24 protein-coding genes and 4 pseudogenes are annotated in these 23,221 nt (G+C 58.3%); 16 read left to right on the top strand and 12 right to left on the bottom strand.

What is annotated here, in order from left to right:
- The 9 genes from DH10_RS10525 to DH10_RS10485 all read left to right on the top strand — a co-directional run.
- Nucleotides 1–829, top strand: an 829-nt coding sequence (locus DH10_RS10525) for an amidohydrolase family protein (RefSeq protein WP_192384694.1), incomplete at its 5' end; no start/stop codon positions are given.
- On the top strand, nucleotides 786–980 hold the full coding sequence (locus DH10_RS38155; protein WP_425515311.1) for an amidohydrolase family protein: 195 nt from the start codon (nucleotides 786–788) through the stop codon (nucleotides 978–980). The genes DH10_RS10525 and DH10_RS38155, both read left to right, overlap by 44 nt.
- A 127-nt stretch (nucleotides 981–1,107) precedes the next feature.
- The gene (locus tag DH10_RS10515; RefSeq protein ID WP_192384696.1) at nucleotides 1,108–2,961 is read left to right on the top strand and encodes a dipeptide ABC transporter ATP-binding protein; all 1,854 of its coding nucleotides are present in this window, start codon (nucleotides 1,108–1,110) and stop codon (nucleotides 2,959–2,961) included.
- Between the two features lie 11 nt (nucleotides 2,962–2,972).
- On the top strand, nucleotides 2,973–4,571 hold the full coding sequence (locus DH10_RS10510; RefSeq protein WP_192384693.1) for an ABC transporter substrate-binding protein: 1,599 nt from the start codon (nucleotides 2,973–2,975) through the stop codon (nucleotides 4,569–4,571).
- Nucleotides 4,572–4,604: 33 nt separating this feature from the next.
- Complete coding sequence (locus tag DH10_RS10505; RefSeq protein ID WP_192384692.1) at nucleotides 4,605–5,549, top strand: ABC transporter permease; 945 nt, start codon at nucleotides 4,605–4,607, stop codon at nucleotides 5,547–5,549.
- Between the two features lie 10 nt (nucleotides 5,550–5,559).
- Nucleotides 5,560–6,402, top strand: coding sequence for an ABC transporter permease (locus tag DH10_RS10500; protein ID WP_192384691.1), 843 nt, complete (start codon nucleotides 5,560–5,562; stop codon nucleotides 6,400–6,402).
- A gap of 337 nt (nucleotides 6,403–6,739) precedes the next feature.
- Nucleotides 6,740–7,405 carry an RraA family protein gene (locus tag DH10_RS10495; protein WP_192384690.1) on the top strand — a complete coding sequence of 222 codons (666 nt, stop codon included), beginning with the start codon at nucleotides 6,740–6,742 and terminating at the stop codon, nucleotides 7,403–7,405.
- Nucleotides 7,406–7,618: 213 nt separating this feature from the next.
- Entirely contained in the window at nucleotides 7,619–8,029 is a 411-nt protein-coding gene (gene tnpA / locus DH10_RS10490; protein WP_246811533.1) for an IS66-like element accessory protein TnpA, read from the top strand.
- A 369-nt stretch (nucleotides 8,030–8,398) separates the two neighbouring features.
- Nucleotides 8,399–8,836: a hypothetical protein gene (locus DH10_RS10485; RefSeq protein ID WP_059185728.1), complete on the top strand. Its 438-nt coding sequence runs from the start codon at nucleotides 8,399–8,401 to the stop codon at nucleotides 8,834–8,836.
- A 77-nt stretch (nucleotides 8,837–8,913) separates the two neighbouring features.
- Here the strand turns inward: DH10_RS10485 and tnpC (DH10_RS10480) are convergent.
- The 4 genes and pseudogenes from tnpC (DH10_RS10480) to DH10_RS10465 all read right to left on the bottom strand — a co-directional run.
- Nucleotides 8,914–10,350: pseudogene (tnpC, locus tag DH10_RS10480) on the bottom strand (IS66 family transposase); the annotation flags it as partial.
- Nucleotides 10,332–10,571 carry a hypothetical protein gene (locus tag DH10_RS10475; RefSeq protein WP_246811532.1) on the bottom strand — a complete coding sequence of 80 codons (240 nt, stop codon included), beginning with the start codon at nucleotides 10,569–10,571 and terminating at the stop codon, nucleotides 10,332–10,334. The pseudogene tnpC (DH10_RS10480) and the gene DH10_RS10475, both read right to left, overlap by 19 nt.
- A 207-nt stretch (nucleotides 10,572–10,778) precedes the next feature.
- Nucleotides 10,779–11,171, bottom strand: a complete 393-nt coding sequence (tnpA, locus tag DH10_RS10470) for an IS66-like element accessory protein TnpA (RefSeq protein WP_192384688.1) — start codon at nucleotides 11,169–11,171, stop codon at nucleotides 10,779–10,781.
- Nucleotides 11,172–11,323: 152 nt separating this feature from the next.
- Complete coding sequence (locus tag DH10_RS10465) at nucleotides 11,324–11,761, bottom strand: tyrosine-type recombinase/integrase (RefSeq protein ID WP_192384687.1); 438 nt, start codon at nucleotides 11,759–11,761, stop codon at nucleotides 11,324–11,326.
- Nucleotides 11,762–11,935: 174 nt separating this feature from the next.
- On the opposite strand from DH10_RS10465, the gene DH10_RS10460 reads away from it, so the two are divergent.
- On the top strand, nucleotides 11,936–12,208 hold the full coding sequence (locus tag DH10_RS10460; protein ID WP_192384686.1) for a hypothetical protein: 273 nt from the start codon (nucleotides 11,936–11,938) through the stop codon (nucleotides 12,206–12,208).
- Nucleotides 12,209–12,520: 312 nt separating this feature from the next.
- Here the strand turns inward: DH10_RS10460 and DH10_RS37605 are convergent, their stop codons facing one another.
- Together DH10_RS37605 and DH10_RS10450 are read right to left on the bottom strand one after the other, a co-directional pair.
- The gene (locus DH10_RS37605; protein WP_425515310.1) at nucleotides 12,521–13,018 is read right to left on the bottom strand and encodes a transposase; all 498 of its coding nucleotides are present in this window, start codon (nucleotides 13,016–13,018) and stop codon (nucleotides 12,521–12,523) included.
- A 164-nt stretch (nucleotides 13,019–13,182) separates the two neighbouring features.
- Entirely contained in the window at nucleotides 13,183–13,512 is a 330-nt protein-coding gene (locus tag DH10_RS10450) for a hypothetical protein (RefSeq protein WP_192384685.1), read from the bottom strand.
- Between the two features lie 340 nt (nucleotides 13,513–13,852).
- On the opposite strand from DH10_RS10450, the gene DH10_RS10445 reads away from it, so the two are divergent.
- Nucleotides 13,853–14,164, top strand: coding sequence for a hypothetical protein (locus tag DH10_RS10445; protein WP_192384684.1), 312 nt, complete (start codon nucleotides 13,853–13,855; stop codon nucleotides 14,162–14,164).
- A 179-nt stretch (nucleotides 14,165–14,343) separates the two neighbouring features.
- Nucleotides 14,344–15,117: an HpcH/HpaI aldolase family protein gene (locus tag DH10_RS10440; protein ID WP_192384683.1), complete on the top strand. Its 774-nt coding sequence runs from the start codon at nucleotides 14,344–14,346 to the stop codon at nucleotides 15,115–15,117.
- Between the two features lie 31 nt (nucleotides 15,118–15,148).
- Here the strand turns inward: DH10_RS10440 and DH10_RS10435 are convergent.
- Together DH10_RS10435 and DH10_RS37840 are read right to left on the bottom strand one after the other, a co-directional pair.
- Nucleotides 15,149–15,691: pseudogene (locus DH10_RS10435) on the bottom strand (IS5 family transposase); the annotation flags it as partial.
- Between the two features lie 207 nt (nucleotides 15,692–15,898).
- Nucleotides 15,899–16,066, bottom strand: a pseudogene (locus tag DH10_RS37840) (transposase); the annotation flags it as partial.
- Between the two features lie 163 nt (nucleotides 16,067–16,229).
- Between DH10_RS37840 and DH10_RS10430 the strand changes: the two are divergent.
- From DH10_RS10430 to DH10_RS10420, 3 genes are all read left to right on the top strand, one after another.
- Entirely contained in the window at nucleotides 16,230–16,892 is a 663-nt protein-coding gene (locus DH10_RS10430) for an antitoxin Xre/MbcA/ParS-like domain-containing protein (protein ID WP_192384682.1), read from the top strand.
- A 397-nt stretch (nucleotides 16,893–17,289) separates the two neighbouring features.
- Entirely contained in the window at nucleotides 17,290–18,399 is a 1,110-nt protein-coding gene (locus tag DH10_RS10425; RefSeq protein ID WP_192384681.1) for a porin, read from the top strand.
- Between the two features lie 121 nt (nucleotides 18,400–18,520).
- The gene (locus DH10_RS10420; RefSeq protein ID WP_192384680.1) at nucleotides 18,521–18,793 is read left to right on the top strand and encodes a hypothetical protein; all 273 of its coding nucleotides are present in this window, start codon (nucleotides 18,521–18,523) and stop codon (nucleotides 18,791–18,793) included.
- Nucleotides 18,794–18,992: 199 nt separating this feature from the next.
- Here DH10_RS10420 and DH10_RS10415 read toward each other — a convergent pair.
- From DH10_RS10415 to DH10_RS36800, 3 genes are all read right to left on the bottom strand, one after another.
- Nucleotides 18,993–19,816, bottom strand: a protein-coding gene (locus DH10_RS10415; protein ID WP_246811531.1) for an IS5 family transposase whose coding sequence is annotated in 2 segments (ribosomal slippage) — nucleotides 18,993–19,732 and nucleotides 19,732–19,816 — 825 coding nt in all. Because the reading frame shifts where the segments join, the coding sequence is not laid out codon by codon here.
- A 166-nt stretch (nucleotides 19,817–19,982) separates the two neighbouring features.
- Nucleotides 19,983–20,582 carry a UPF0149 family protein gene (locus tag DH10_RS10410; RefSeq protein WP_192384679.1) on the bottom strand — a complete coding sequence of 200 codons (600 nt, stop codon included), beginning with the start codon at nucleotides 20,580–20,582 and terminating at the stop codon, nucleotides 19,983–19,985.
- On the bottom strand, nucleotides 20,579–20,746 hold the full coding sequence (locus DH10_RS36800; protein WP_343221503.1) for a transposase domain-containing protein: 168 nt from the start codon (nucleotides 20,744–20,746) through the stop codon (nucleotides 20,579–20,581). Before DH10_RS36800 ends, DH10_RS10410 begins: the two co-directional genes overlap by 4 nt.
- A gap of 116 nt (nucleotides 20,747–20,862) precedes the next feature.
- Between DH10_RS36800 and DH10_RS10400 the strand changes: the two genes are divergently transcribed.
- Nucleotides 20,863–22,026, top strand: a complete 1,164-nt coding sequence (locus DH10_RS10400; protein WP_192384678.1) for an IS110 family RNA-guided transposase — start codon at nucleotides 20,863–20,865, stop codon at nucleotides 22,024–22,026.
- A 258-nt stretch (nucleotides 22,027–22,284) separates the two neighbouring features.
- Here the strand turns inward: DH10_RS10400 and tnpC (DH10_RS36795) are convergent.
- Nucleotides 22,285–23,071 (bottom strand): annotated as a pseudogene (gene tnpC, locus DH10_RS36795) (IS66 family transposase).
- Nucleotides 23,072–23,221: the final 150 nt, after the last annotated feature.

Here is a 23,221-nt window from a genome sequence, read left to right as displayed (position 1 = left end):
CGATCAGTATGGCGAGTTGGGATTCGAGGCGCTTGCCAGCGGTTACAGCATTGACAGCTACATCCCATTGTCGTGCCGTCGTGATGCCTGGCCGAGTGACGGGCCGCCCGGTTCGGACCTGGCGGTGCTGAGGAAGCAGCATCTCGATCCGAACAATGTCGCCTTCGGAGTGCTCGAACCGATGGTGGGTCTGGGCAATGGCGGTCGCAATCTCGATCTCAGCAACGCTTTGTCCACGGCGCTGAACGATTGGCAGATCGCCGAGTTCGTCGAGCCGGAGGATCGGCTGAAGGCGTCCGTTCTGGTCGTTCCGGACGATGCCGTTTCCGCGGTCGCAGAGATTGAAAAGCGTGCGCTGGACGCGCGATTTGTCCAGGTGCAGATTTTCATAGGGACAACCGAGCCATTGGGCCACCGGCGCTACAGGCCTATCCTGGAAGCAGCGGCTCAGCACGGCTTTCCGATCGGCATGCATGTCGGCGGCCGGGCCGGCGCACGAACTGCTAGCGGCTGGCCGTCTTACTACTGTGAAAACCATTTGGATCTCACCTTCGCTGCGCAGTCGCAGATTATGAGTCTCATTCTTGATGGCGTGTTCGACCAGTTGCCGTCTCTCAAGGTGATCATCGTCGAGTGCGGCTGTGCCTGGTCGATCGGACTTGGACACCGGCTCGACATGTTGTGGCGGCGTATGGGCTCGGAAGTGGCAAGCCTGAAACATCCGCCTTCGCAAACATCCGCCTTCGCATTATCTTCGCGAGCATTTCTACTTTTCCACACAGCCGGTGGAAGAGCCGGACAATCCCGAGGATCTCAACTATCTGTTTGAGCAAATCGGCTGGAACAGGCTGCTGTACGCGAGCGATTATCCTCACTGGGACTTCGACGACCCGCGCTATGCCTTCAAGGCGCGAATATCCGAGGAACACAGAGCGCTGCTCTTTCGGGAGAACGCCAGAGAAGTTTACCGGATCCTGTAAACAGCCGAAAGAGAGGCTTCGGGTCTTCAGCGAGAATCGGTCGCAAGTTTTGGGTGATTTCGTGGTTTCCGACGTGATAGATTTGTATAAGCCCGAGCCAAGCCGTCTAGGCGTGCGCAGACACGAGATTGCCCCTCCGGTTCTATCGGTTTCGAAGTTGGTGACCTCGTTCCGTGTCGCAGGGCGCTGGGCGCCCGTGGTGGACAGCATATCGTTTGAGATCGGCGAGAGAGAGACGGTCGCAATTGTCGGCGAATCCGGCTCTGGAAAGAGCGTTACGGCGCTCTCGATCATGCGGCTCAACTCGCCAGCATCGAGTAAGGTGGAAGGGTCGATAACGCTTGAGGGGCAGGAGCTGCTGACGCTCTCGCAGGCAGAAATGCGTCGTATCCGCGGCAACGATATTGCCATGATCTTTCAAGAACCGATGACCTCGCTGAACCCGGTACTTACAATCGGGTTCCAAATAGCTGAGTCGCTGATCCTGCATCGCAGCTTGTCACGATCCGAGGCTGAGTTGGAAACGATTAGGCTGTTGGAGAAGGTACAAATCCCGGCGGCGAAGTCACGCTTCCACGAATATCCACACCACTTCTCGGGAGGCATGCGCCAACGCGTCATGATCGCGACGGCGTTGGCCGGGAAGCCAAAGTTGCTGATTGCCGACGAGCCGACGACGGCGCTCGACGTGACGATCCAGGCGCAAATCCTGGAACTGATCAAGGAGCTGCAGAAAGAGGAGGGCATGTCCGTCCTCTTCATTACGCATGACATGGGCGTCGTCGCCGAGATCGCCGACCGTACGGTGGTTATGTACGCCGGCCAAGTGGTCGAGGCTGCTTCGACCGAGGACATCTTCAAACGCCCCGAACACCCCTACACCCGATCGCTGCTTTCCGCCGTATCGAAGCTCGGCTCGATGAAGGGGCGTAGGCGGCCAATGCGTTTCCCGATCGTCGACCGCACGACTGGCCTGTCTGACGTGCCGAACGAAGTACCGGACACCGTCAACGAGACCGAGCGCCCGGTGCTGGAAGTGGCCGGCTTGACGAAGCGCTTCGAAATCCGTTCAAGTATGTTTTCTTCGGTCAAGGGCCGGGTCTACGCGGTCGAGAATGTTTCCTTCAGCGTCAAGAGCGGCGAAACCTTGGCACTGGTCGGCGAGTCAGGCTGTGGTAAGTCGACGACCGGCCGCACAGTGATGCGATTGACTGAGCCCCTCTCGGGCTCGATTTTGCTCGACGGCATTGACCTTCTCAAGCTTAGCCGTCCTGAGTTACGCAAGCAGCGTAGTCGCATGCAGATGATCTTCCAAGATCCGTTTGCATCGCTCAATCCGCGCATGAATGTCGGCACAGCGATCATCGAACCGCTGTTGATCAATGCTCGCGCCAGCCGCTCGGAAGCACGCGACAAGGTGGCCGACCTCCTGCAGCGGGTAGGCCTGACACCTGACATGGTCAATAGGTTTCCGCACGAATTCTCGGGTGGCCAGCGCCAGCGCATCTGTATTGCGCGTGCGCTAGCGCTTGAGCCGCGGCTCATCGTGGCGGACGAAGCCGTCTCGGCGCTGGACGTTTCTGTTAAGGCGCAAGTCGTCAACCTTATGCTGGATCTTCAGGCCCGTATGGGCCTAGCCTATCTCTTCATTTCGCACGACATGGCAGTGGTCGAGCGCGTTAGCCACCGCGTGGCCGTAATGTATCTCGGCGAGATCGTCGAGATCGGCCCGCGCGAGTCGATTTTTCAGAATCCGCAGCATCCGTATACCAAACGGCTGCTCGCGGCAGTGCCGATCGCCGATCCGGCACGGCGCCTGCAGAAACGCCTGGTCTCAAACGACGAAATTATGAGCCCAGTCCGGCCTGCAGATTACGTCCCACCTGTGCGTCAGTACAGAGATGTCTCGCCCGGACATGCAGTGATGATCTGGGGCGAGGAATGGGAGAGGAAGAACCTTACTGGGTCTTTAAACAACTAGAGGGAACGAAAATGAAGAACAAACTTGTAGAATGGACGTCTAGAACACCTGCCGCATCGTGGCTGCTGACAGCGGTAATTGCCAGCGGTCTATCCGTCGGCGCGGCTGAGGCGGACACGCTGCGCGTAATAGGATTATCTCTAAAGACTATTGATCCAATTGTTACAACATCGGGAGACACACAGGTCCACGGATATCTGATTTACGATAAATTGTTCGAATTCGACAGCAGCAGCACACCACGGCCCCAAATGGCCGACAAAGTTGATGTGAGCTCGGACAAGAAGACTTACACAATCACGCTCCGCAACGGCCTGAAATTCTCAGATGGAACTCCAATCACCACTGACGACGTGATTCAGTCTCTGAGGCGCTGGGAGTCTCGGGATGTGACCGGTGGACTGCTTGGATCCCGGACCAAGGAAATGGTGAAGGTCGACGATCTGACGTTTCGGATCGAGCTGAACGAGCGGTTCGACGTTCCCTCGGCGCTTGCCAATACTGAGGGGAACGTCCCTTTCATAATGCCCAAACGGGTCGCCTCCCTGCCGCCCACCGTTCAACTCACCGATACAACCGGCTCTGGTCCTTATAAGTTCGATTACTCCACCTGGAAGCCGGGGCAAACGCAGGTTTATACCAAGAACTCCTTCTACACTTCGCGGAACGACCCTCCGAGCTATTATTGGGGGAAGAAAGAGGCAACGTTCGATAAGATTGAAATATCTGACGTACCAGACTCAAACACCGCGATGGCGGAGATGCAGACCGGGAAAAAAGATATTTGGATATGGCCTGCACTGGATAACGCCTTGGCGCTGCGAAAGGATCCGAAGCTTGTGGTCTCGAAAGGATATTTCGTGCAGAGCCTCTTCGTGGTGAATCACGAGGTGCCACCGTTCAACAACATCAAGGCGACTGAGGCTCTCACTTATCTGATCGACCAAAAAGAGCTCATGCAGATTTCTGTGGGTGACCCGCAATTCTGGCATACTTGCTATGCATATCTCACCTGCGAGGGGAAGTATGGCGATGAGTCCGCCTATAGCGGTCACCGGGGCGCCGCGGACTATGAGAAGGCTAAAGAGCTCCTAAAGGAAGCCGGCTACGATGGAAAGCCGATTGTTATTTTCGATCAAACTGATTCACCCCAGATGCACGCGAGAGCGTTGTACTTGGCGCAGCAATTGAGAAAGATCGGCGCTCAAGTAGACCTTCAAGCGATGGATTGGGGTACCATAACGTCGCGCCGCACGTCTAAGGCGCCTGCTTCGGAAGGCGGGTGGAACCTGTTCGGTACGTATATGGAAGTGGAACCTGCAAGTTCCCCGTTCACGCATCTGATGCTGGCTGCAAACTGCGACAAGGCTTGGTTTGGTTGGCCCTGCGATGAAAAACTCGAACAACTGAGAGCTTCCTTTGCCAGCGCAGTCGACGAGAAGGAGAAAAAGAAAGTTACTTATGAACTCCAAGCTCGCGCATCAGCGTATTTGCCGTTTATTATGACAGGAGAATACGCCATTCCGACCGTTTATGGGGCCGACCTCGAGGGATTTCATCCCGAGGCAGCTTATAACTATTTCTGGAACATTCGGCGGAAGAGCAAGTAGCGCGAAATCGCGTCTGCGTTTGTGAGGTAAGTAATGATCAGGTATCTCATTACTAGGGTGCTTTCCGTCATTCCGGTGGTGGGGGTCGTGACCGTCGTAGTGTTCGGTCTGACTTATCTGAGTCCTGGAGATGCGGCGGCTGTTCTGGCGGGCGAGTACGCAACGCCGGCACAGATCGCCGCAATTCGGGAGAGTCTTCATCTCGATGATCCCTTGGTTGTCCAGTATCTTCACTGGTTGGGGAACGTCGTCCAGGGGGATCTGGGAAACTCGATCTTTTCCAGACAGCCAGTATTCAGTTTGATTCTATCGCGAGTAGACCCGACGATTATTCTCGCAATCGCAGCAACTGTGGTTCAACTTACTGTTGCGCTGCCGTTGGGATTGTTGGCAGCACAAAACAGGGGAGGCATCTCTGATCGCTTAGTATCGCTCTTCGGGGTGGCAGGCACAGCGATACCTCCCTTTCTGATCGGGTACGTCCTTATATTCACGTTCGGTGTCTACTTTGGGTCAATGCCAGTCTCCGGGTTCCCAGGGTTTGACAGCGGTATATGGGAAGTCTTACGGCATGTGCTCCTTCCCGCGACCATGTTGGGATTTGCGCAAACGGCGCTGATCACTCGAATCACTAGAGCGAGTGCCATCGAAGTCCTGAACCAGGACTTTATCCGTGTCGCGCGAGCGAAAGGTCTCGACGAGTTCACGATTCTGGTTCGGCACTGTCTTAAGCTGATCGCCATACCTTTGGCCACCGTAGTTGGAATGTCGTTCGCCGGTATGCTTGGCGGCGTGGTAATAACTGAGACGGTGTTCGCGATACCCGGGATTGGCAGCCTGCTCGTTGAAGCCATCCAGCACAGAGATGTTCCGGTCATTCAGGGGGTCCTACTGATAAGTGCATGCGTGTACGTTATGGTAAATCTGTTGGTGGACCTGTCATACTTATTCATTGACCCGCGAATAAAGTACACCTGAGGAGGAGGATATGACGTTTCCTATATTGTGGCCAGATACGACGCGCCTGCCGGCGCCCGCGCGTGTCGCCGTGATTTTCATGCTATTGGTTGTGCTAGTGTCCTATCTGGGTCCTGGGATAGCCAATCTTAATCCCTTGTCGATAAGCCCGGAGTTGAGACTTAATCCGCCCAGTAGCGCCCACTTGCTGGGCACCGATATGTTCGGGCGGGACATTTTCACGCGTGTGCTTTACGGCGGGCGGATCTCGCTCGCGATTGGACTGGCCACCGCAGTTCTGACCACAACTGTTGGAACAATCTTGGGTCTTTTCGCAGGAGCGTGGCAGGCATTGGACAGTATCTTGATGAGGGTGATGGACGGGATCATGGCGATACCGGGGATGCTGCTCGCCATTGCTTTGGCAACCATCTTCGGTGGCGGAATCTTGACCGTAATCTTGGCTTTGGCGATACCGGAAGTGCCGGGTGTTGCAAGATTGGTTAGAAGCTTAACGCTGACGCTCCGGGAGCAAGTCTTCATAGAAGCGGCTCGGTCCTACGGCGCTAGTCCTCTGCGGCTGCTGTTCAGATATATCTTACCGAACGCGTTGGCCCCCATTGTCGTGCAGGCAACATATATCTGCGGCCTGGCTATTCTTTATGAGGCTTTCCTTAGCTTTGTGGGCGTTGGCGTTCCGCCTGAGCACCCAAGCTGGGGCAATATCGTCGCCGAAGGGCGGTCGTTTGCTCTGATAGCTCCGTACCTGATATTGTACCCAAGCCTCGTAATCGGAACTGTCGTGTTAGCTGTCAATCTGATTGGTGATGGCCTGCGTGACATGCTCGACCCTCGCTTCGCGCTACCCGACTAGGTCGCTCCCTTAAGATCCCCGACCGCCATCTCTGGCAATACGGTACTCTTCGCGGGCCCGTCCAAAGGTCGCCCAGCCGGAAGGCGTCGATTACAGTTCGGCGACTGAGACCGCTCTTAATAGCGGAGCGAAGTTACGCATTTCAGGTCATTCTTAGTAAACCCGACGATCTCGACAGTCCTCCTCTGGATCTCACTCGAGAACCGCTTGGGCTCTCTCTCGCCGATACTCCGACTCTCTCGGTGGAAGGTAACGATATGGCCATGTTACAGTTTGATACGGATATCCAATCCATCTCAGTGAGCCCACTTGCCCGTTAACAGAATAGGAGACCTGAATGACTGATTACCGTATTAATCCCATGCCGGAACCTTTGCCACCCTCACTTGTCGAGAAGCTGCAAAAGGTCCAGACAGCGACCGTCGGCCATCTTCGCCAGTGGGGCTTTATGGATCGACGGATCCGGCCGCTTCTTCGCGGTAAACGCGTTGCTGGCGTTGCAGTTACAGTGGCAATTCCCGGACCGGATTCGACACTACTTGGTCATGCGCTGGGACTTCTTCGTCCCGGGGATTTTGTCGTAGTGGATCGGCTAGGCGATGATAGGTATGCCTGTTGGGGCGGCGGCGTCACTGCTTCGGCTAAGGCAGCCGGCGCAGTGGGCGCCATTGTTAATGGTCCATGCACGGACCTCCTGGAAATCGAAGAAGCAGATTTCCCGATGTGGTGCCGCGGACTTTCTTCGATCACCGCCGGGTGGTACAATCTCGGTGGGATGATGAACTACCCCATTGCTTGCGGGGATGTTCCGGTTCTAGCCGGCGACGTCATCTTGGCGGACGAGGAGGGAGTGGTCGTACTGCCTCGGCAAGAAGCCGAGAAAATCGCCGATGCAGCTATCGCCCTCCAGGAGTTGGAAAAGGCCACCCGACTAGAGGTGTCGGCTGGCGAAACATCGGAAGCGACTAAAATGGTGCTCAAAGCGATTAACCAGCAATCCTAAAAGCGATGCGGGGGCGATGGGCATCAGCCCGATCCCATCGCCTCTGGTCCGCGCAGTCCGACACTGGGCGCGCCCTATACCCACGTCACGAGAGACCGGTTATTTCTCTGGGGTCAGGCGCCTCTATTTCAGAGCGGTGCGCCAAGGCACCTTGCAAGATGCCGATGAACATGGAGTTTTCGGGCCATGACATTGGAACATGCAACGGGCGATATGGCCGCCGAGTTAAGCGGCATCGCGCCGGCCGAAGATCGTGCAACGATGCCCGGGCGCTCGCGGCAACGGAGGCTGTGGAGTTGCGCTGAGAAGCGCGCGTTGGTCGACCTGGCGAGCGCGGCGGGGTCGTCGGTGACTGAGGTCGCGGAAGCGTTCGGCGTAGCTCCGTCACAGCTCTATGCCTGGCGCAAGCAGATGGCCGGCGGGGAACTCGATGCCGATCAGGCGATGGCGACCTTTGCGCGGATCGAGGTGAACGATCTGCCCGAGGTCGAACGCCCCGTCGCCGATTGCCCGGACCCGGCCGGCAGGATCGTCGTGGCCTTTCCGAGCGGCACGCGATTGCGGATCGACGGCACCGTTGATCCGACAGCACTGCGTATCGTCCTGGCGGAGTTGACCAGGTGATCACGGTGGTGCCGACCGACCGGATTTATCTGTGCTGCGGTGAGACCGATATGCGCCGTTATGCGGTGCACAAGATTATGTCGAGTCCTGAGCGGCAACGCGAGGGCCGCTCAGGATGCACCTTTTGTCACTCCGCATAATTTTGGCGCTGTCGCTGATCCTCAAGCATAGCGATTAGCTTGTCCGGCGGCCTGAACTTGCCTGGCTGTAGAGTTGGCGCGGCTGCAGCGTAAGCGTCGAGCTGAGGCCGTTCGGGGATAGCGATCGTTTGCCCCACGGCGAGCAAATGACGTGGATATCGATGGCCCGGCGATTGACGTCGATATCGCCGAATGGTGGGGTTTTTAAACTCAGCCGCGAGCCCTGCCGATGTCTACCGAATCCCAGTTGCGTGAGAAGTTGCGGAAGATCGAGGCCCTTTTCGTGGGTGCTGGAACGGCCGGCGAGCGGCTCGCGGCGGAAGCGGCGCTGGAACGTGTGCGGGAGCGTTTGACGGAGCTTGGGCGGCAAGATCCCTCAATTGAGATGCAATTCTCGATGCCGGATCAATGGTCGCGCCATCTGTTTCTCGCCTTGTGCCGGCGTTATGGCATGAAGCCCTATCGCTATTATCGGCAACGGCGCAACACGGTCATGGTTCGCGCACCCAAACGATTTCTCGATCAAGTTTTGTGGCCGGAGTTCTCCGAACTTGACCAGGCCCTGCAGGCCTATCTTCATCAGGTGACGCTGCGCGTGATCCGCGATGAGGTCTTTGCCGACGCGAGCGAGGCGCAGGAGATTCCGGAGGCGCTACCACCGAACTGATCGATGCAGTCAGGCCTGAGCGCTGACAGGCAACGATCTGTCGATCTTCTCCATCGGCGATCCAATGGTTAGGCCTTTCAGGCCTTGAAGTTCCACGGCATGAGATCTTCGATCTGAGAGATCGGCCAGCCTCGAGCGATGCGCTCGAGGGTCAGCTTGAGCCAAGCGTAAGGATCGACGCGGTTCATTTTGGCCGTCTGCAGCATAGTGGCTATGGTGGCCCAGGCGCGTCCCCCGCCATCGCTGCCCGCAAAGAGACTGTTTTTTCTTGTTATTGTTTGCGGGCGGATCGCCCGCTCGACAATGTTGGAGTCGATTTCAATACGGCCGTCGGCAAGAAAGCGCTCGAGCGCCACGCGTCTGGCAAGGGCATAGCGGATCGCCTCGGCAAGCTTCGATTTGCCGGATATCCGCGGGAGCTGCCTTTCCCACATATCGAAGAGGTCGGCGACGACGATCGCGGAGTTTTCCCGGCGAGCCCTGACCCGCATCTCGGGAGCCTGCCCGCGAACTTCATCCTCGATCTGCCAGAGCCTTGCCATGGTGCTGACGGTCTCGGTCGCCAGTTCCGAACTGCCATTGACATGGAGTTCGTAGAACTTGCGTCGGACGTGGGCAAAGCAGGCTGCCAGGATCACGCCGTCATTGGCGCCGGCCGACTGGGCCAGCCGGTTGTAGGCGGCATAGCCGTCGACTTGCAGAATGCCGCGATACCCCTGCAGATGACGCTCGACACACTCGCCACCGCGACTGTCTTCGAAGCGGTAGGCGACCATCGGCGGACTGGCCCCGCCAAACGGATTATCGTCGCGGGCGTAGGCCCATAGCCAGGCCGTTTTGGTCTTGCCGGTCCCTGGCGCGAGCGTCGGAAGGCTGGTCTCGTCGGCAAAGATCCGTTCGGCCTGTTTGATGCGTTCCAGCACATAGTCGGCCAGGGGCTGCAGTTCGAAGCCGACCTTGCCCATCCATGGAGCCATCACCGTGCGATCGAGTTCGACGTCAGAGCGGGCAAAGATGGCCTCCTGCCGATAAAGCGGCAGCCCGTCGGCATACTTGGCGACGGCGATATGGGCCAGAAGCGCCTCGGTCGGAATGCCGCCCTCGATCAGGTGCGCCGGTGCCGGTGCTTGGAAGACGCCGTCGAAGCCCTTGTAGGCGTATTTCGGGCGGTGGGTGACGATCACCCGGAACTGCGCCGGGATGACGTCCAGCCGCTCCGAGACGTCCTCGCCAATGAGAACCTTGTCCAGGCCCTCGCAGCCTTGCGGCGTTTCCGGCTCGATGACGACGTCGATCCGCTCGAGATGCTCTGCAAAGCCCTTGCGAGGCCGCGGCGCGCGTTTCGCCTTGTCCTCGCCACACGCCTTGGCCAGTTCCGCCTCGGCCGCCGCGATCCCGATCTGGATCTCTTCGAACACAAAGGCAAATTGATCCTCGCTCAGCCGTTCAGAGCGCCTTCCATAGTGCGCCCGCCTCAGCTCTTTCAGGATCTCCGTCAGCCGTGCAACGCGCTGCACCGATGTCCGGCAAAGCGACGAACGACATCGTCATCAATGAGGTCGGTCGGGATACCGGCGCTGCCAAGCCAGGCCGCGAAGTGACGGGCTGCGTCCGTGTAGTTCCCGATGGTCAGCGGCGTATATCTCTGAGCGGCAAGGTCGGCCGCAAACTGATCAATCCATGGCGACAACGGTCCCGGATCAAGGAACCAGTGATTGCCATTATTGGTATCCATCTTTTGCTCTCCTCACGATGTTGAACCATCGCGAGGGAGCATAGTTATGCAGAGCGGAAGCGTGCTCTCCGGCTGCGCAGGTATCTGTAAAAACGCCCTAATCTATCGATCGGCAACGCCAACTCCACATAATCATGGTCGCCGCATAGTTGCGCATGTCCGTATAGCCAGTGGCGAGCCACACCTTCACACCGCTCGGGACCGAGATCATCGCCGCTCCAGCACATCCAGGATCCGGCCGAGCGCCTCGCTATCGATATCACTCTCGACCCGCAGGCGACGGGCGCCGCCAAGCTCGATCGTCACCATGCTCTTCTTGCGTGGTCGGGAGATCGGCAGTGGCTGCGCCGACGTCAACGGCGCTGGCAACGCCTCAACGACTTCCACGGGAACGAGTTGCGGCACGGACGGCGCGGAAATCTGGCAGAGCTCCTTGCGCCACCGGAAAAGCTGGCTCACATGAATGCCGGCCGATCGCGCAATCTCGGAAACACAGGCCCCAGGCTCAAACGTCGCCGCGACCAACTGCTCCTTCTCCTCCCGAGACCAACGCCGACGCCGCTCGACCGACGTGATCACTTCAATCTGATGCTTCGTCACAGGGCTACTCCTAGTGCTTGCACTAGGACTTGCAGCCTTCAGCCTACCTCAGCAAGGCGGCCGTCACCGTGGGGATACGATAGAGGTGGTGCGAGCGCCGTCATGCCGCACCTGTCGGCCGAAGGTCTCACCAGCATCAGCGATCTGTGCCATCAGGCCAGGCGTAGGTTGAAGATACCAATAGGTGTCGCTGACATGGGCGTGGCCGAGGTAGGGCGAATGTCATTAACATAGTCGAGCATAGCGTCGCCGGCGTCTTGAGGCATGGGCAGACGGGTCTCGCGGCGTCCCTTGCCCCTCACACGCAATGTTCCCGCAAGCCAATCGATGTCACCGAGGCGCATCTCCAAAATGTCGCCCGCGCGCAGTCCGAGGCGCGCGAGGAGGAGCAGAATGGCGCGGTCCCGCACGCCGCGGCCGGTTCGAAGATCACAGGACGCAATCAGCCGTTCAATCTGATCGGTCGACAGGTAGCGTGGCAGTGATGAGAGGCGCCATTGTGGAATGCGCGGAACGGCGTGTTCAAGGCCAGGACGACAGAGATCAGCGGCGGCCAGAAAGCGCAAATATCCGCGCAGAGCAGTTGTCATCGTCTTTGCGTAAACCACGGAGCAGCGTTGGGCTTCGTTTAGGATGGCCCTTCTGATTGCAGCTGGACCGTATGCATGAGGTTCCGATCCTAACGAAGGAAGCAACCGCATGATCATCCTCCCGTGCCGTGCGGCCGTGCGCCCACAAGTACCTCGATGGCGCATGAGCCACTCTTGATAGTCACCGACATGGGGATCAACGGGGTTGGCAACTGGCGCGGCCAGCGGCGCGATGACACCGCGTTCGCCAAGAAACACGATAAAACGATGAACGCGGTTCAGGTAGTTACTGGAGCGCGGCACTGCGCGCCTATAACCACCGCAACAGCAACGATGCTGCCCAAAGCGTCCGATAGCCTCGTCGCCGACCTGATCGAGTCCAATGTTGCTGATCGCGAGCCAAGCCGCAAAATGGCGGGCACAATCGATGTAACCACCAATGGTTAGCGGCGTGTATCCCAGAGACACCAGCTCGTCGGCGAATGCGGCGACTCACGGCCTCAGTTCACCGGCTTCCATGGTCCTTGGTATCTTAGTTGGTCTCTCATGAATGTTCATAGCTTCTCTCCCAGCGCTAGGTCAGCGCCGGGGAAGACTAGGTTATGTTGAGTTCCTGCGTCGTCGAGATCGTGCATCATGCCGTAATGATTAGATGAAATCGGTGTTGCCGCTCAGGACTCGACATAATCTTGTGCACCGCATAACATCTCACGTCGGTGTAGCCTGTGGCTAACCACACACGCATGCGTTCTGTCGGGATCATCGCAGCATTTCCAGCCCCTGCAAGATCCGCATCAGGACACCTACGTCAACAGTGCGGTCAACGATCACACGCCGGCCGTTGGCCCCGACGATTTCCATCCGGCCACCGATAGACACCGCTTGGCTGGTCGTAGCTGGTACTTCAGAATGCGATCGCTCAGGAGCCGGCTCTTCCGGCTCTAAATCGTGCAGGCTGGGACCGACAACACCAATGTCAATGAAGGCGATCGCTGGGGTCTCGGATAGCGGGTTGGATCGGCCCAATCGCCCTTCCTGGGCTTGTTTGATGAACAAGTGGTTCGCGTTCATGTCGTGACGCCGCGCCACAACCGACACCGGATCACCGGTCTCCTGCACCTCATGCACGATCGCCAGCTTCTGCTCGACCGTCCAGGAGCGGCGCGTCCGCTGTCGTTCCGCACCCGGCGGCAGAGGCACAGCCGCAGGCGTGCTCGCTTCCATCGCCGACGGCTGCTCCATCGCCAGATATTTCATTCACTAAGTGTCCACTTAAATCTAAGAGGACACTAACGCCTCAAGGTAGGCGTCAGTAGGCGGCCTTCGTCGTATGAGTACTGTGGAACCAGTCAATGATGTGGGCCGTCGGCTTCGGAGTCGCGGGCAGCCGCTGAGAATTTCAGCACCGTCCGAAATTACTGTCACGTCGCCGAAACCACGATGCCCTTCTCGCTCAAGGGCTGAAGAGCGCTAGCGTGTTGGTCGGTGTTGCTGGTGGTGAAATACCGGCTGCCTGCATCTCCGCCCACCACGATCGCAGCGGGCCACGACGCTCTCGAAGTTCCGTGCTGAATTCCGCTCGGTGCCGCGAACATACGCCGTGTCGATTCTGATGACGAACTCTTTCCGGCGATTGCAACGAAGCTGCATTTCGAGCTGCCGTCGTTCATCGGCTGCAGTCTTGCTCGCCGGGTTTCTTCCACGATCTGGCCATCAAGCCGTTCGCCGGCGCTGATCGTCCGCTTGCGCACAGTGGCGTGCGTCTCCGTCGGCTCGATAGGCAGAAAGGCAGAAAGGCAGCGAGCATGCTGGCAGCTTGGCGGTAGGGCAGCATGCTTCCCAGTCGCGCCGTCAATTCATCAGCCCGATCGGGGCAGATTTCCTTGAGCGGAGCGAGCGCCGTCCATTCCCGGAGGGCAATCGACACAGCATCCACCGTGGATTGGGAACCTCCACCGTGCCAAACGCCGTTCGAATTCGGCGCGTCGTTTAGTCCATGACTGGCCGAAGGTATGGCAGTCCGCACATACCCGGCAAAACAAGGCGCAAGTCTCCGCCTCCTGGGTGACCACCGCCTTCTGCAAGGTGACCATGATCTTCTTGCCCATCGTCGATCGACAGGCCGAGATCGCCGTCACGCAGACGCTCCTCGGTCTTATTGATGCGGACTTCTTGACGACAAAGGTCGCCGAAGTCGTTCTTCCCTCAATCGCGTTCGTCCATTCCATCGCTTTCAACGCCTCCTTGAACAAAGCGACGGTGATGGCCAATCGGCGCCAACAAATCGTATCCGCACTGACCCCGGAGAAATTACCGGTGTTCCCTTCGCGGAGGGCCCCGGATCAACGACGAACATCGCTTGGTGTGATAGCCCACTTCTGGACAAACTGTATATTTCAGTAAGCCGAGAATCCTGCCATCGTCCCACAGGAACAAGTCACTTGGGTGCGCAGTAGCGCTATTTTACGGCTTCCTGCAACTCTACAGGTAAGCTCCATCCCCACGGAATGAAGGCGCCCCGATGGGGCGGGATGCTGCTTACAAATGCAACTATGGCTCAAAATACGCAAAGGATAATGAAAATGGCAAGACATCCGTTGGCTGATACGATCAGGTCGGGAAAACCGCAAATTGGCGCCTGGATGAGCATTCCACATGTGATGGTGGCAGAAACGCTGGCACAGACAGATCTCGATTTTCTTTTGGTTGATGGCGAGCATGCTCCAATTCCACCCAATGCGCTGTTAGATATTCTCCCTGCGACCGAACGATATGGCATGCCTGTACTTTATAGAGTTGCGTGGAACAGGATTGAACTCATAAAAGCCGCGCTAGATCATGGTGCGAACGGCATCATGGTGCCAATGGTAAACTCGGGTCTCGAAGCCATCGAAGCTGTGTCGTCCGCAAAATATCCACCTGCGGGAAAGCGCGGAGCCGGATCGTGGAGAGCATCGAACTATTACCAAAATGAGACCGAGTATCGGAAAAATGCGAACTCTAGTCTGGGTGTCGTAGTCCAGATTGAGACACGAGAGGCTCTCAACAATCTGGACGACATAGCCTCAACGCCTGGTGTCGACGCACTCTTCATCGGCCCTGGAGATCTTGCCCTTTCCTTGGGCATGGAACTGGGAAAGCTCACTCCTGAGTTGCTGGATGCCTGCCAGGCAGTCGCGGATGCCGCTAAGAAGTACGGTAAAGCATCTGGTATTGATATGGCATCCATAGACCATCTTCCGCCGCTCCAAAAGATGGGTCTCAGCTTGTTCACCTACGGAGGCGACTCAGGTTTTGTTTTAGCGGGCGGCCGCGCTGTGGCTAAAGATTACCACGACGCGTTTCTCGCTAAGTAGACCGCTCATTAGAGTCTGTTTGGGAATTGGTTCAATGGATGGTTCTGCGCATCAAAAGAATGCCCACGGCGACGTGGATCATGGCTTCGGAGAGGTCGATGCGTCGTTTGTAGTCGCGCACGAGGCGGCGCCAGCGTATGAGCCAGCCGAACGTTCTTTCGACCATCCAGCGCCTGAGCAGCACCTTGAAGTCGGCGTCGGTATCGATACGGCGTACCACTTCGATTACGAAATCGAGGAAAACGGCCTTGTCCAGCAATTGCCTACGACCGTAGGCGCCGTCGGCGAAAAGATGCTCGATTCATGGCCAGCGCTTGCGGATAGCGTTGAGGATCATTTGCGCGCCGGCGCTGTCAGAGATGTCGGCTGGCCTGAGATTGACCATCAGCGGCTGCCCGTCAGTGTCGACTACAATGTGGCTCTTGCGCCCAATCATCTTCTTGGTCGCGTCATAGCCTCGCTAAGCGCCCGGCGCATCTGCCTTGACGGTCGGGCTGTCGACAATACCGGCGCTCGGGCTGGCTTCGCGCCCGGCCCGCTCGCGGTGATCCATCAGGGCGATGTTGTGGACCGTGACCTGATGTGGTTGTCTAATCGCGGTGGGGACGTCAAGTATCTTCGCGCTTGGAGATGCGTTTGCCGGGTACACGGTTGTCTTCGCGGTCAACATCGGTCGCCGCATGATGGAGCTTCGCGGGACGAGCCTTCAATGTGGACGACGCACTTTGCTGAGTCAGCGGTGCAACCCTGCGGAGGCCGTCCACCACATCAGGTCAACCGTACGAAACAGCATCAGCCGTACAAAGCGCCGATACCACCAGTAGACCGTCTGCCAGAGCGGGAGCATACGCCAGCCGCCGCCCGTGCGCGTCACTTGGCGGATCGCGTCGAGAACCTCACGCAGGTCAACGCTCTACCTACTTCCGCGCTCGGCTGGTTTAGGCAGCAATTGCAGTCCGCTCCCATCCCTCACCACCGGTCGGATTACTCTTCGTCTTCCGCTCGATTCGGGCCATCCGGCCTCGCATCTCTTGTGTCGACAACATAGCTCATAATCACAATTCGATCACGCAGGCAATCAACCGGACTCTTACGCGTCAAGGGAGCCACACATGACAAAATCATTTGATTTTGGAAATGAGCCTCGCCATGACGAGCTTTCGAGCTTGGTTGCAAAAGAGGTCCAGCGCGTTCTGGCTCAGCACGAGGAGGTTATAAACGAAAGGAGTTCAATCTCATCGCATATGGGGACTGGCAATATCACTGCCGCCGATTCACTTTATGCAACGCGCTCACAAGGGATTCATGACGATTTGACCGCCCTGGCCTCCGAATTTGTTCGGAGGCTCGCCCGTGAGGCGAATTCGCTCACGGCACGAACTGAGGTCGCGCATGGGTGCGCAGTAAAAGTGCGGGATCAGCAAACCGATTGCCTGCGCATTGAAGACTGGGCGGGTCAGGTTGCAGGGCCCACATATCTGGAAGAGCACTTCCACATACCGCGATCGACATTGCATTGGTGGCAACGGCACAACGACGTGGTCGCATTGCGGAAAGGCGCGCGCAAGCATGTGTTCCCCTTGGCTCAGTTCATCGACGGCAGGCCTGCGCCGGGGATACGACAAGTTCTCTCCTTGATCCCCAATCCCAGACCGGCATGGCTTTGGCTGACCTCGCCTTCACCGCGGCTTGATGGCCGAATTCCCATAGGGATGCTCCGGCAAGATCTGGCTGCCGAAGTCATCAGGGCTGCACGAGACTTTTCCTCGACATGAAATCCAGCTGACGAACCCAGCAGCAAATCCGTGCACCGCGGCAATCGGTTGGTACCGTCGTGAGCCTGTGAAAAGCCCATTGAGGGTCTCGCGCGCCATTACGCGCTGCGAATGTATTTCGCAATATCGTGCGAAATGTCCAGCTTGTGTTGTCTGTATAGTTTGCACGAATTGTACAGTATATATTCAATTGTCGTGACATAATCGCAACTGTTTTTTATATCTTTCTCCTAAGCGCGGAGTATATCTTGCGTTATTCAAAACCGCGGATAGCTTCAAACTGCGAAGGAGCAGCGCGATGCGCATCTTTTTCGATCCTGGGGAATGGGGAGGGGATGCGTCTTTCAGCAAAGAAGATGCCCTGACCCCTTTTTTAATCTTTTGACTGGAGATAAAAATGAACATCAAGAGCCTTCTTCTCGGCTCCGCTGCCGCCTTGGCCGCGGTCACCGGCGCACGCGCGGCCGATGCCGTCACCGTCGCCGAGCCGGAACCAGCTGAGTACGTCAAGATCTGCGACGTCTATGGCGCCGGCTATTTCTACATCCCTGGCACCGAAACCTGTCTGCGCATCGGTGGCTATGTCCGCTGGGATGCTTCCGCTGGCCAGGAAGGGTCGTACAACGGCCGTCGTGCTGTCGACCATGAGGACGGCAGCATCAACGATACCTGGCACAAGAAGGCCCGCCTATCGCTGAGGACCTGGACTGGTCAGGAAACCGAACTCGGCACCTTGAAGACCTACACTGAAACCAAATTCAACTATTCCGACGGTAGTAACAGCAGTACGCTGAACTTCGCCTGGATTCAACTCGGTGGGCTGCGCGTCGGTAAGGACGAATCGGCGTTCGACACGTTCATCGGTTACGCCGGCAACGTCATCAACGATACGTTGGTTCCCTATGGCGATTTCGACACCAACGTCGTGCAATACTACTTTGATGCCGGCAACGGCTTCTCGGCCGTGGTCTCCCTCGAAGAAGGCTCTGGCACGGTCGGCACGATCGACAGCTACGTTCCGCATGTCGTCGGCGGCGTGAAGTACACGCAGGGTTGGGGCGCCATCACCGGCGTCGTTGCTTATGACAGCAACTACGAAGAGGTGGCCGGCAAGGTTCGCTTGGACGTGAATGCGACCGAGGCGCTGGCGCTCTTCATCATGGCCGGCTACGGCACCGACGACAATCTCAACGACCCGACCTATGCGATCCCTGCCGGCGACCGCGGCTTCTACAAGCAGTGGGGCGGCAACTGGGCAGTCTGGGGTGGTGCCACCTACACCTTAAACGAGAAGACTGCGTTCAACCTCCAGGTGTCGTATGATGAAGCCAAAGAATTTGGCCTCGCGGCGAACGTCGCCTACAAGATCGTCCCCGGTCTCACGATCACAGCCGAAGTTGACTGGGCTCATAACGACCACAACAGCAATGGTTACAACTGGACCGGCATCCCCGCTGGCAAGAGCAACGCCGTCGGCGGCATCCTCCGCTTCCAGCGCTCGTTCTGACGCATCGAAGGATTGATCCATAGCGCCCGTCGGATACGATTGGGTGCGCTAGACACGCCGCTCAGCCAACATTGGCGGAGCGGCGATACGAAAAGAAGTGGCTTTTTGCGGCTCGCGCGAAATGCTTGATCCCATGACCTCCCGGGGGTCCAAGCGTGTCGCCGAAGCGAAGGGCGCCTTTGACCAAGGCGCCCTTCGTTCTACAGCGTCGAGCATTCTGACTGACTCGAAGGCATTGCTTAGCGACGACCTGCTGTCAGAAAATCTGGATTTGAATGTCACGTCGGGGATGTTGTTGTCTACAGAGCGGTACAGCGGCTGGGACTTCCACTGTCATTCCTCATTCTTGATTGCTGAGATGGATGATGGAGATGATTACTGGAGAACCGAATGACGTGGGACTGAAAAATGTCGACGACCAATGGAGTGTCCAGGTTGTCGAAAATGGCAAAGTAACTCGGTATTTATTCAACGCTCAACCCGTTGCCGAGAGCTACGCCGAATTCCAGCGAATTAGGCTCGGCCTGCCTAGAAAGCCACCAATTTGGGAGGAGAACCCGGTGGGTGCGCGCCCTAAGAGTCCGTTTTGAAATTCAGGGATGAGCGTTTCTGCGGATGAGATTGCCGCCCATAGCGACAAGGATCATGGCGTGAGAGACGTCGATGCGCTTCTCGTAGTCGCGCACGAGGCGGCGCCATCTTGTCATCCAGCCGAAGGTGCGCTCGACAACCCAGCGGCGGGGCAAGATTTCGAAGCCCTTCTGGTCGTCGGATCTGCGGATGATCTCTACCACGAAGTCCAGATAGGCGGCCTTGTCCATGAGCTTCAGCCGGTCGTAGGCACCGTCGGCGAACAAATGCTTCACCCAGGGCCAGCGCTTGCGGATACCATCCAGGATCGCCTGAGCGCCGGCGCTGTCGGAGATATCGGCCCGTGTCAGGTTGACCATCAACAGCCGCCCATCCGTATCGACGGCGATATGGCGCTTGCGGCCGACAATCTTCTTGCCGGCGTCGTACCCTCTTGTTTCCGCTTGCGGAGCCTTGACCGACTGGCTGTCGATCACGCCCGCCGTGGGACTTGGCTCGCGCCCGGCTCGCTCGCGGTCCAGCATCAGCGCCACGTCGTGGATGGTCTGGAACAGAAACCGCCGCGCCAACTCGCGAAACCAGCCGTAGACCGTCTGCCAGGCGCCGAAATGGATCGGCAGCATCCGCCAGCCGCAACCCGAGCGCACAAGGTAGCGCACCGCGTTGATCACCTCACGGAAATCAACCTCGCGCGGACGGCCGCGACGCCCAGGCTTGGGCATCAGCGGAGCGATCTGTTGCCCTCTTCGTCCGTCAGATCGGATGGGTAGCGCTTGGTCTTCTTGGCGATCTTGGCCATCCGGCCACGGCTCTGTTCGGTCCACATCCACAGCTTGAATCACAAACTAGCCTCCGCCGAAATCCCAATTTTCCGATTTTCCAAACGGCCTCTAAGAGTCCTCTCTGTTTTGAAAGTAAGCGCTGCGCCAAGGCACCTTTCCCGAAATAATGCTCTATAGCAGGGTAGCCGTTAGTCGGCGCGCCGGCGGCGATCACTCCGGGTTGCCATAGCGGGTGAAATAATGGAGTTCGCGCAGGGCGGGGATGATGAGGGCAATGTCTTTGTACGCCTCGTGCTCGATGAAGTGCGCGGTCTCGGGCCCCGGCCTGGGCTTGCCGAGGACGGGCCTCCCCTTTTTGTCGACGCAGTAGATCAGGATCGGCAACAGCAGGCCGTGGTTGGGGTTGTCGATGTCGAGTAGTCGTTTCCATTTTTTGATGTTGAGATTCATGGCCGCGTAGAACCCCTGGCACCACGGCCGGGGGTCGATGCCGCCGCCGGGCTTGGTTGCGAAGCGGGGCGCATAATCCTGCGGTCTGTCGAAGAGCGTCTCTTTGATCCGGTTGTGGATTCTGGCGACGCTGGCAAACACGGCGTGATCGGTTGCAGACCCTTTGGCCAGGACGTCGCGCGGCAACCCCATGAGCGGGCACATCCAGTCTTGCAGGTCCGGGTAGCGCGGCCCGGTGACCGCCGCCGTTACGAAGCCATCCAGCGCCGACATGGTCCGCACCAGCGGGCGGTTGGTCTTGGCAGCCATCCAGGCCTCGAGCGCCTCGTCCGACAGCGCCATGGCATCGAGCGCGCTCATGCCACCAAGGAGAGCTGCATCTCTTCGCGGCGCACCCAATTCCACGGCATCAGTTCGTCCCAGCGCGAGGCTGGCCAGTCGTTCTGGATGCGCTCGGTGACATCGGCCATGTAGGCTTCGGCATCGACGCCGCAAAGCTTGCAGGTCTCGATGATGCTGAGCACGACCGCTGACCGCTCCGCCGCAGCGAAGTTGCCCGAGAAAAGATCCCATGGGGAGTGGATAGCGACCGACGCTCTGGCAGAGTGAGGTTGCTAAACCACCCACTCTGGAGGCGACCATGCAAATTATCACTGACCGATCCCAAGCGCCGACCGCTATCCGCACCGATCTTGGCGCAATTTTCGTATCGTTGGAACTTAGTCGATCGACCTGGCTGATTACATCGTTGTCGCCAGGCAGTGAAAAGATGTCAAAGCATACGGTTGGCAGCGGTGACGTCGCTGGACTATGGGCACGGTTCTCTCAGCTCAAGGACAAGGTGCAGGTCCGCACGGGGCAGGTCGTTCCAATCATCGTGATTCAAGAGGCGGGCCTCGACGGCTTTTGGATCCACCGCTTGCTGCAGGACGGACGGGCCGAAAGCCACGTCGTGGACCCCGCTTCAATTGCGACGTCGCGCCGACGTCGACGGGCGAAGACTGACAAGATCGACGGGGAAGCTCTGGTGCGCGCGTTGCTGGCGTACAAGCGAGGCGAGCCGCGGGTGTGCGCCATGGTTCGAGCACCGACCCCACAAGAGGAGGATCGCCGCCGGGTCTGCCGCGAGCGCAAGACGTTGACAGCGGAACGGGTCGAGCACGTCAATCGGATCAAGGGGCTGCTCTTCGCCCAGGGCATCTCAGACTATGAGCCGTTATCGCGCAAAAGACGGGAACGGCTTGAGGAACTCAGGACCGGCGACGGTCGTCCGCTACCTAAGCATTTGAAGGCACAGATTGGGCGCGAACTTGATCGACTCGAACTCGCGCTTCAGCAGATCAAGTCCGTAGAGGCTGAACGGGATGCTGTGCTCAGCCCGTCGCACGAAGGCACGCCAGCGCCGGGAGCAATGCTAAAGAATTTGAAGGGGATTGGCCTGGAATTCGCTGGTGTCCTGTGGTCGGAGGGATTGTTCCGAACCTTTTCCAACCGACGGCAGGTTGCCGCTTATGCCGGATTGGCGCCGACGCCCTGGCGGAGCGGATCCGTCGCGCACGAACAAGGTGTCTCCAAAGCCGGAAACCCCCGGCTGCGAACGACCATGATCCAGCTCGCCTGGTTGTGGGTAAGGCATCAGCCCCGTTCGATGCTGACCCGGTGGTTTCAGCAGCGTGTACAGCTCAATGGTGGCCGAGTTCGGAAAGTGCTGATCGTTGCCTTGGCGCGAAAGCTGCTGATCGCCTTCTGGAAATATGTGACCGCCGGGGTTGTGCTAGATGGAGCCGAGACAACGGCCGCCTAAAAACAAGCGCTTCCCCCTTTCAATCTTCCGGAGCTTGATCAGCTCCGGCGGATCCAGGTGAGCGGACCGGCAATTTGGCTTGGCTTAAAAAGCCGAAGAAAAGAATGGTCCCGCCCTCCTGAGCCTTTGCCCGACGCAAGCGGGATATTGGTGCGGCCGATGAGAGCGGCGACCGGATGTGAGTTTGAAGCGGCATCGGAAACGGGCCGGGTAACGCAAACGGGCTCAGACCTTGGATACGCAGTAACGAGCGGAGATTTACCATAGAATCCTGATCCGAACATCTTGACCCGCAAATCCCCATGTGAGCCAATTGCGCCTTCCGACTGTAAATCCGCGAATGGCGCGCTCCGCGATCAGGTTGTCGGGCTCGAGCTGGTCATGGTAGAGGAAGCGATTGAACGCGCGCCATCGGTTGGTGCCATAGGCGAAGGCCTTGGCGATATCGGCATGGCGCGACAAACCCTTGCTCTGGCGCATGAGCTGTCGTCGCAGCGCCCGGACCAGCGGTCGGGTGCGTCTTCGTCGTGCGGCCAATCGCTCGGCGGGCGGCAGCCCCCGTATCTCTTCCTCGATCCGGTAGATCGCTGGATACCGGCCATGGCCGTCGTGCTGAGCTCGGTCGGCTGGCTGTCGTGAACGTCGAATATCTTGCGACGCAGATGGGCCAGGCAGGCAGCTTCTCGAATGGCGCCACCCTTGTAGAGCTGATTGTAGCCGCTGAAGCCGTCGGCCTGGAGCGTGCCGGCAAATCCGGCGAGCTCGCTCATAACGCTCTCGCCGGCGCGGCCCATGGTGGCGCGATACCAGGCGATTGGCGGCTCCTGCGAACCCGAGTTGCGTCGTCGGCGACGTAAACCCAGAGCGCGCCCTTGTGCGTCTTGCCGGGCGCCAAGATCGGAAGCCGCGTGTCGTCGGTATGAATCTTGGTGCGGGTACGGCCGATCTCGCGGATGCGGTTGTAGATCGGATCGAGCAAGGCGGCGGCGTAGCCGGCGCTGCGCGCAAGCGTGGAACGCTCGATATCGACGCCCTTGGCGGCCATCATCTGGGCCCTAGAACGGCAGATGATAACCCCACTTGGCCATCATGATATGAGCGAGCGCGGCATAGCTGAGCTTGCCGCGTGCAATGGCCTTGGCTGGTGCCGGCGCCTGGATGATTTTTCCGTCACGCAACAGGAATGACCTCTTCC

This window comes from Mesorhizobium silamurunense, from assembly GCF_014843825.1.
GTDB classification, from domain to species: Bacteria; Pseudomonadota; Alphaproteobacteria; order Rhizobiales; family Rhizobiaceae; genus Mesorhizobium; species Mesorhizobium silamurunense.
Note: the sequence above shows the minus strand (reverse complement) of the source record. Positions and strands in the feature narration are given on the sequence as shown.

Excerpts from the sequence above, each read along its gene's own strand:
- DH10_RS10485 (WP_059185728.1), top strand. The coding sequence starts at position 8,399 with ATGTCTACCGAATCCCAGTTGCGTGAGAAGTTGCGGAAGATCGAGGCC.
- DH10_RS10440 (WP_192384683.1), top strand. The coding sequence starts at position 14,344 with ATGGCAAGACATCCGTTGGCTGATACGATCAGGTCGGGAAAACCGCAA.
- DH10_RS10400 (WP_192384678.1), top strand. The coding sequence starts at position 20,863 with ATGCAAATTATCACTGACCGATCCCAAGCGCCGACCGCTATCCGCACC.
- DH10_RS10445 (WP_192384684.1), top strand. The coding sequence starts at position 13,853 with ATGATCTTCTTGCCCATCGTCGATCGACAGGCCGAGATCGCCGTCACG.
- DH10_RS10510 (WP_192384693.1), top strand. The coding sequence starts at position 2,973 with ATGAAGAACAAACTTGTAGAATGGACGTCTAGAACACCTGCCGCATCG.
- tnpA (WP_246811533.1), top strand. The coding sequence starts at position 7,619 with ATGGCCGCCGAGTTAAGCGGCATCGCGCCGGCCGAAGATCGTGCAACG.
- DH10_RS10410 (WP_192384679.1), bottom strand. The coding sequence starts at position 20,582 with ATGAGCGCGCTCGATGCCATGGCGCTGTCGGACGAGGCGCTCGAGGCC.
- DH10_RS10465 (WP_192384687.1), bottom strand. The coding sequence starts at position 11,761 with ATGACAACTGCTCTGCGCGGATATTTGCGCTTTCTGGCCGCCGCTGAT.
- DH10_RS10475 (WP_246811532.1), bottom strand. The coding sequence starts at position 10,571 with ATGGATACCAATAATGGCAATCACTGGTTCCTTGATCCGGGACCGTTG.
- DH10_RS10430 (WP_192384682.1), top strand. The coding sequence starts at position 16,230 with ATGACAAAATCATTTGATTTTGGAAATGAGCCTCGCCATGACGAGCTT.
- DH10_RS10425 (WP_192384681.1), top strand. The coding sequence starts at position 17,290 with ATGAACATCAAGAGCCTTCTTCTCGGCTCCGCTGCCGCCTTGGCCGCG.
- DH10_RS37605 (WP_425515310.1), bottom strand. The coding sequence starts at position 13,018 with ATGAAATATCTGGCGATGGAGCAGCCGTCGGCGATGGAAGCGAGCACG.
- DH10_RS10500 (WP_192384691.1), top strand. The coding sequence starts at position 5,560 with ATGACGTTTCCTATATTGTGGCCAGATACGACGCGCCTGCCGGCGCCC.
- DH10_RS10505 (WP_192384692.1), top strand. The coding sequence starts at position 4,605 with ATGATCAGGTATCTCATTACTAGGGTGCTTTCCGTCATTCCGGTGGTG.
- DH10_RS10420 (WP_192384680.1), top strand. The coding sequence starts at position 18,521 with ATGCTTGATCCCATGACCTCCCGGGGGTCCAAGCGTGTCGCCGAAGCG.
- DH10_RS10495 (WP_192384690.1), top strand. The coding sequence starts at position 6,740 with ATGACTGATTACCGTATTAATCCCATGCCGGAACCTTTGCCACCCTCA.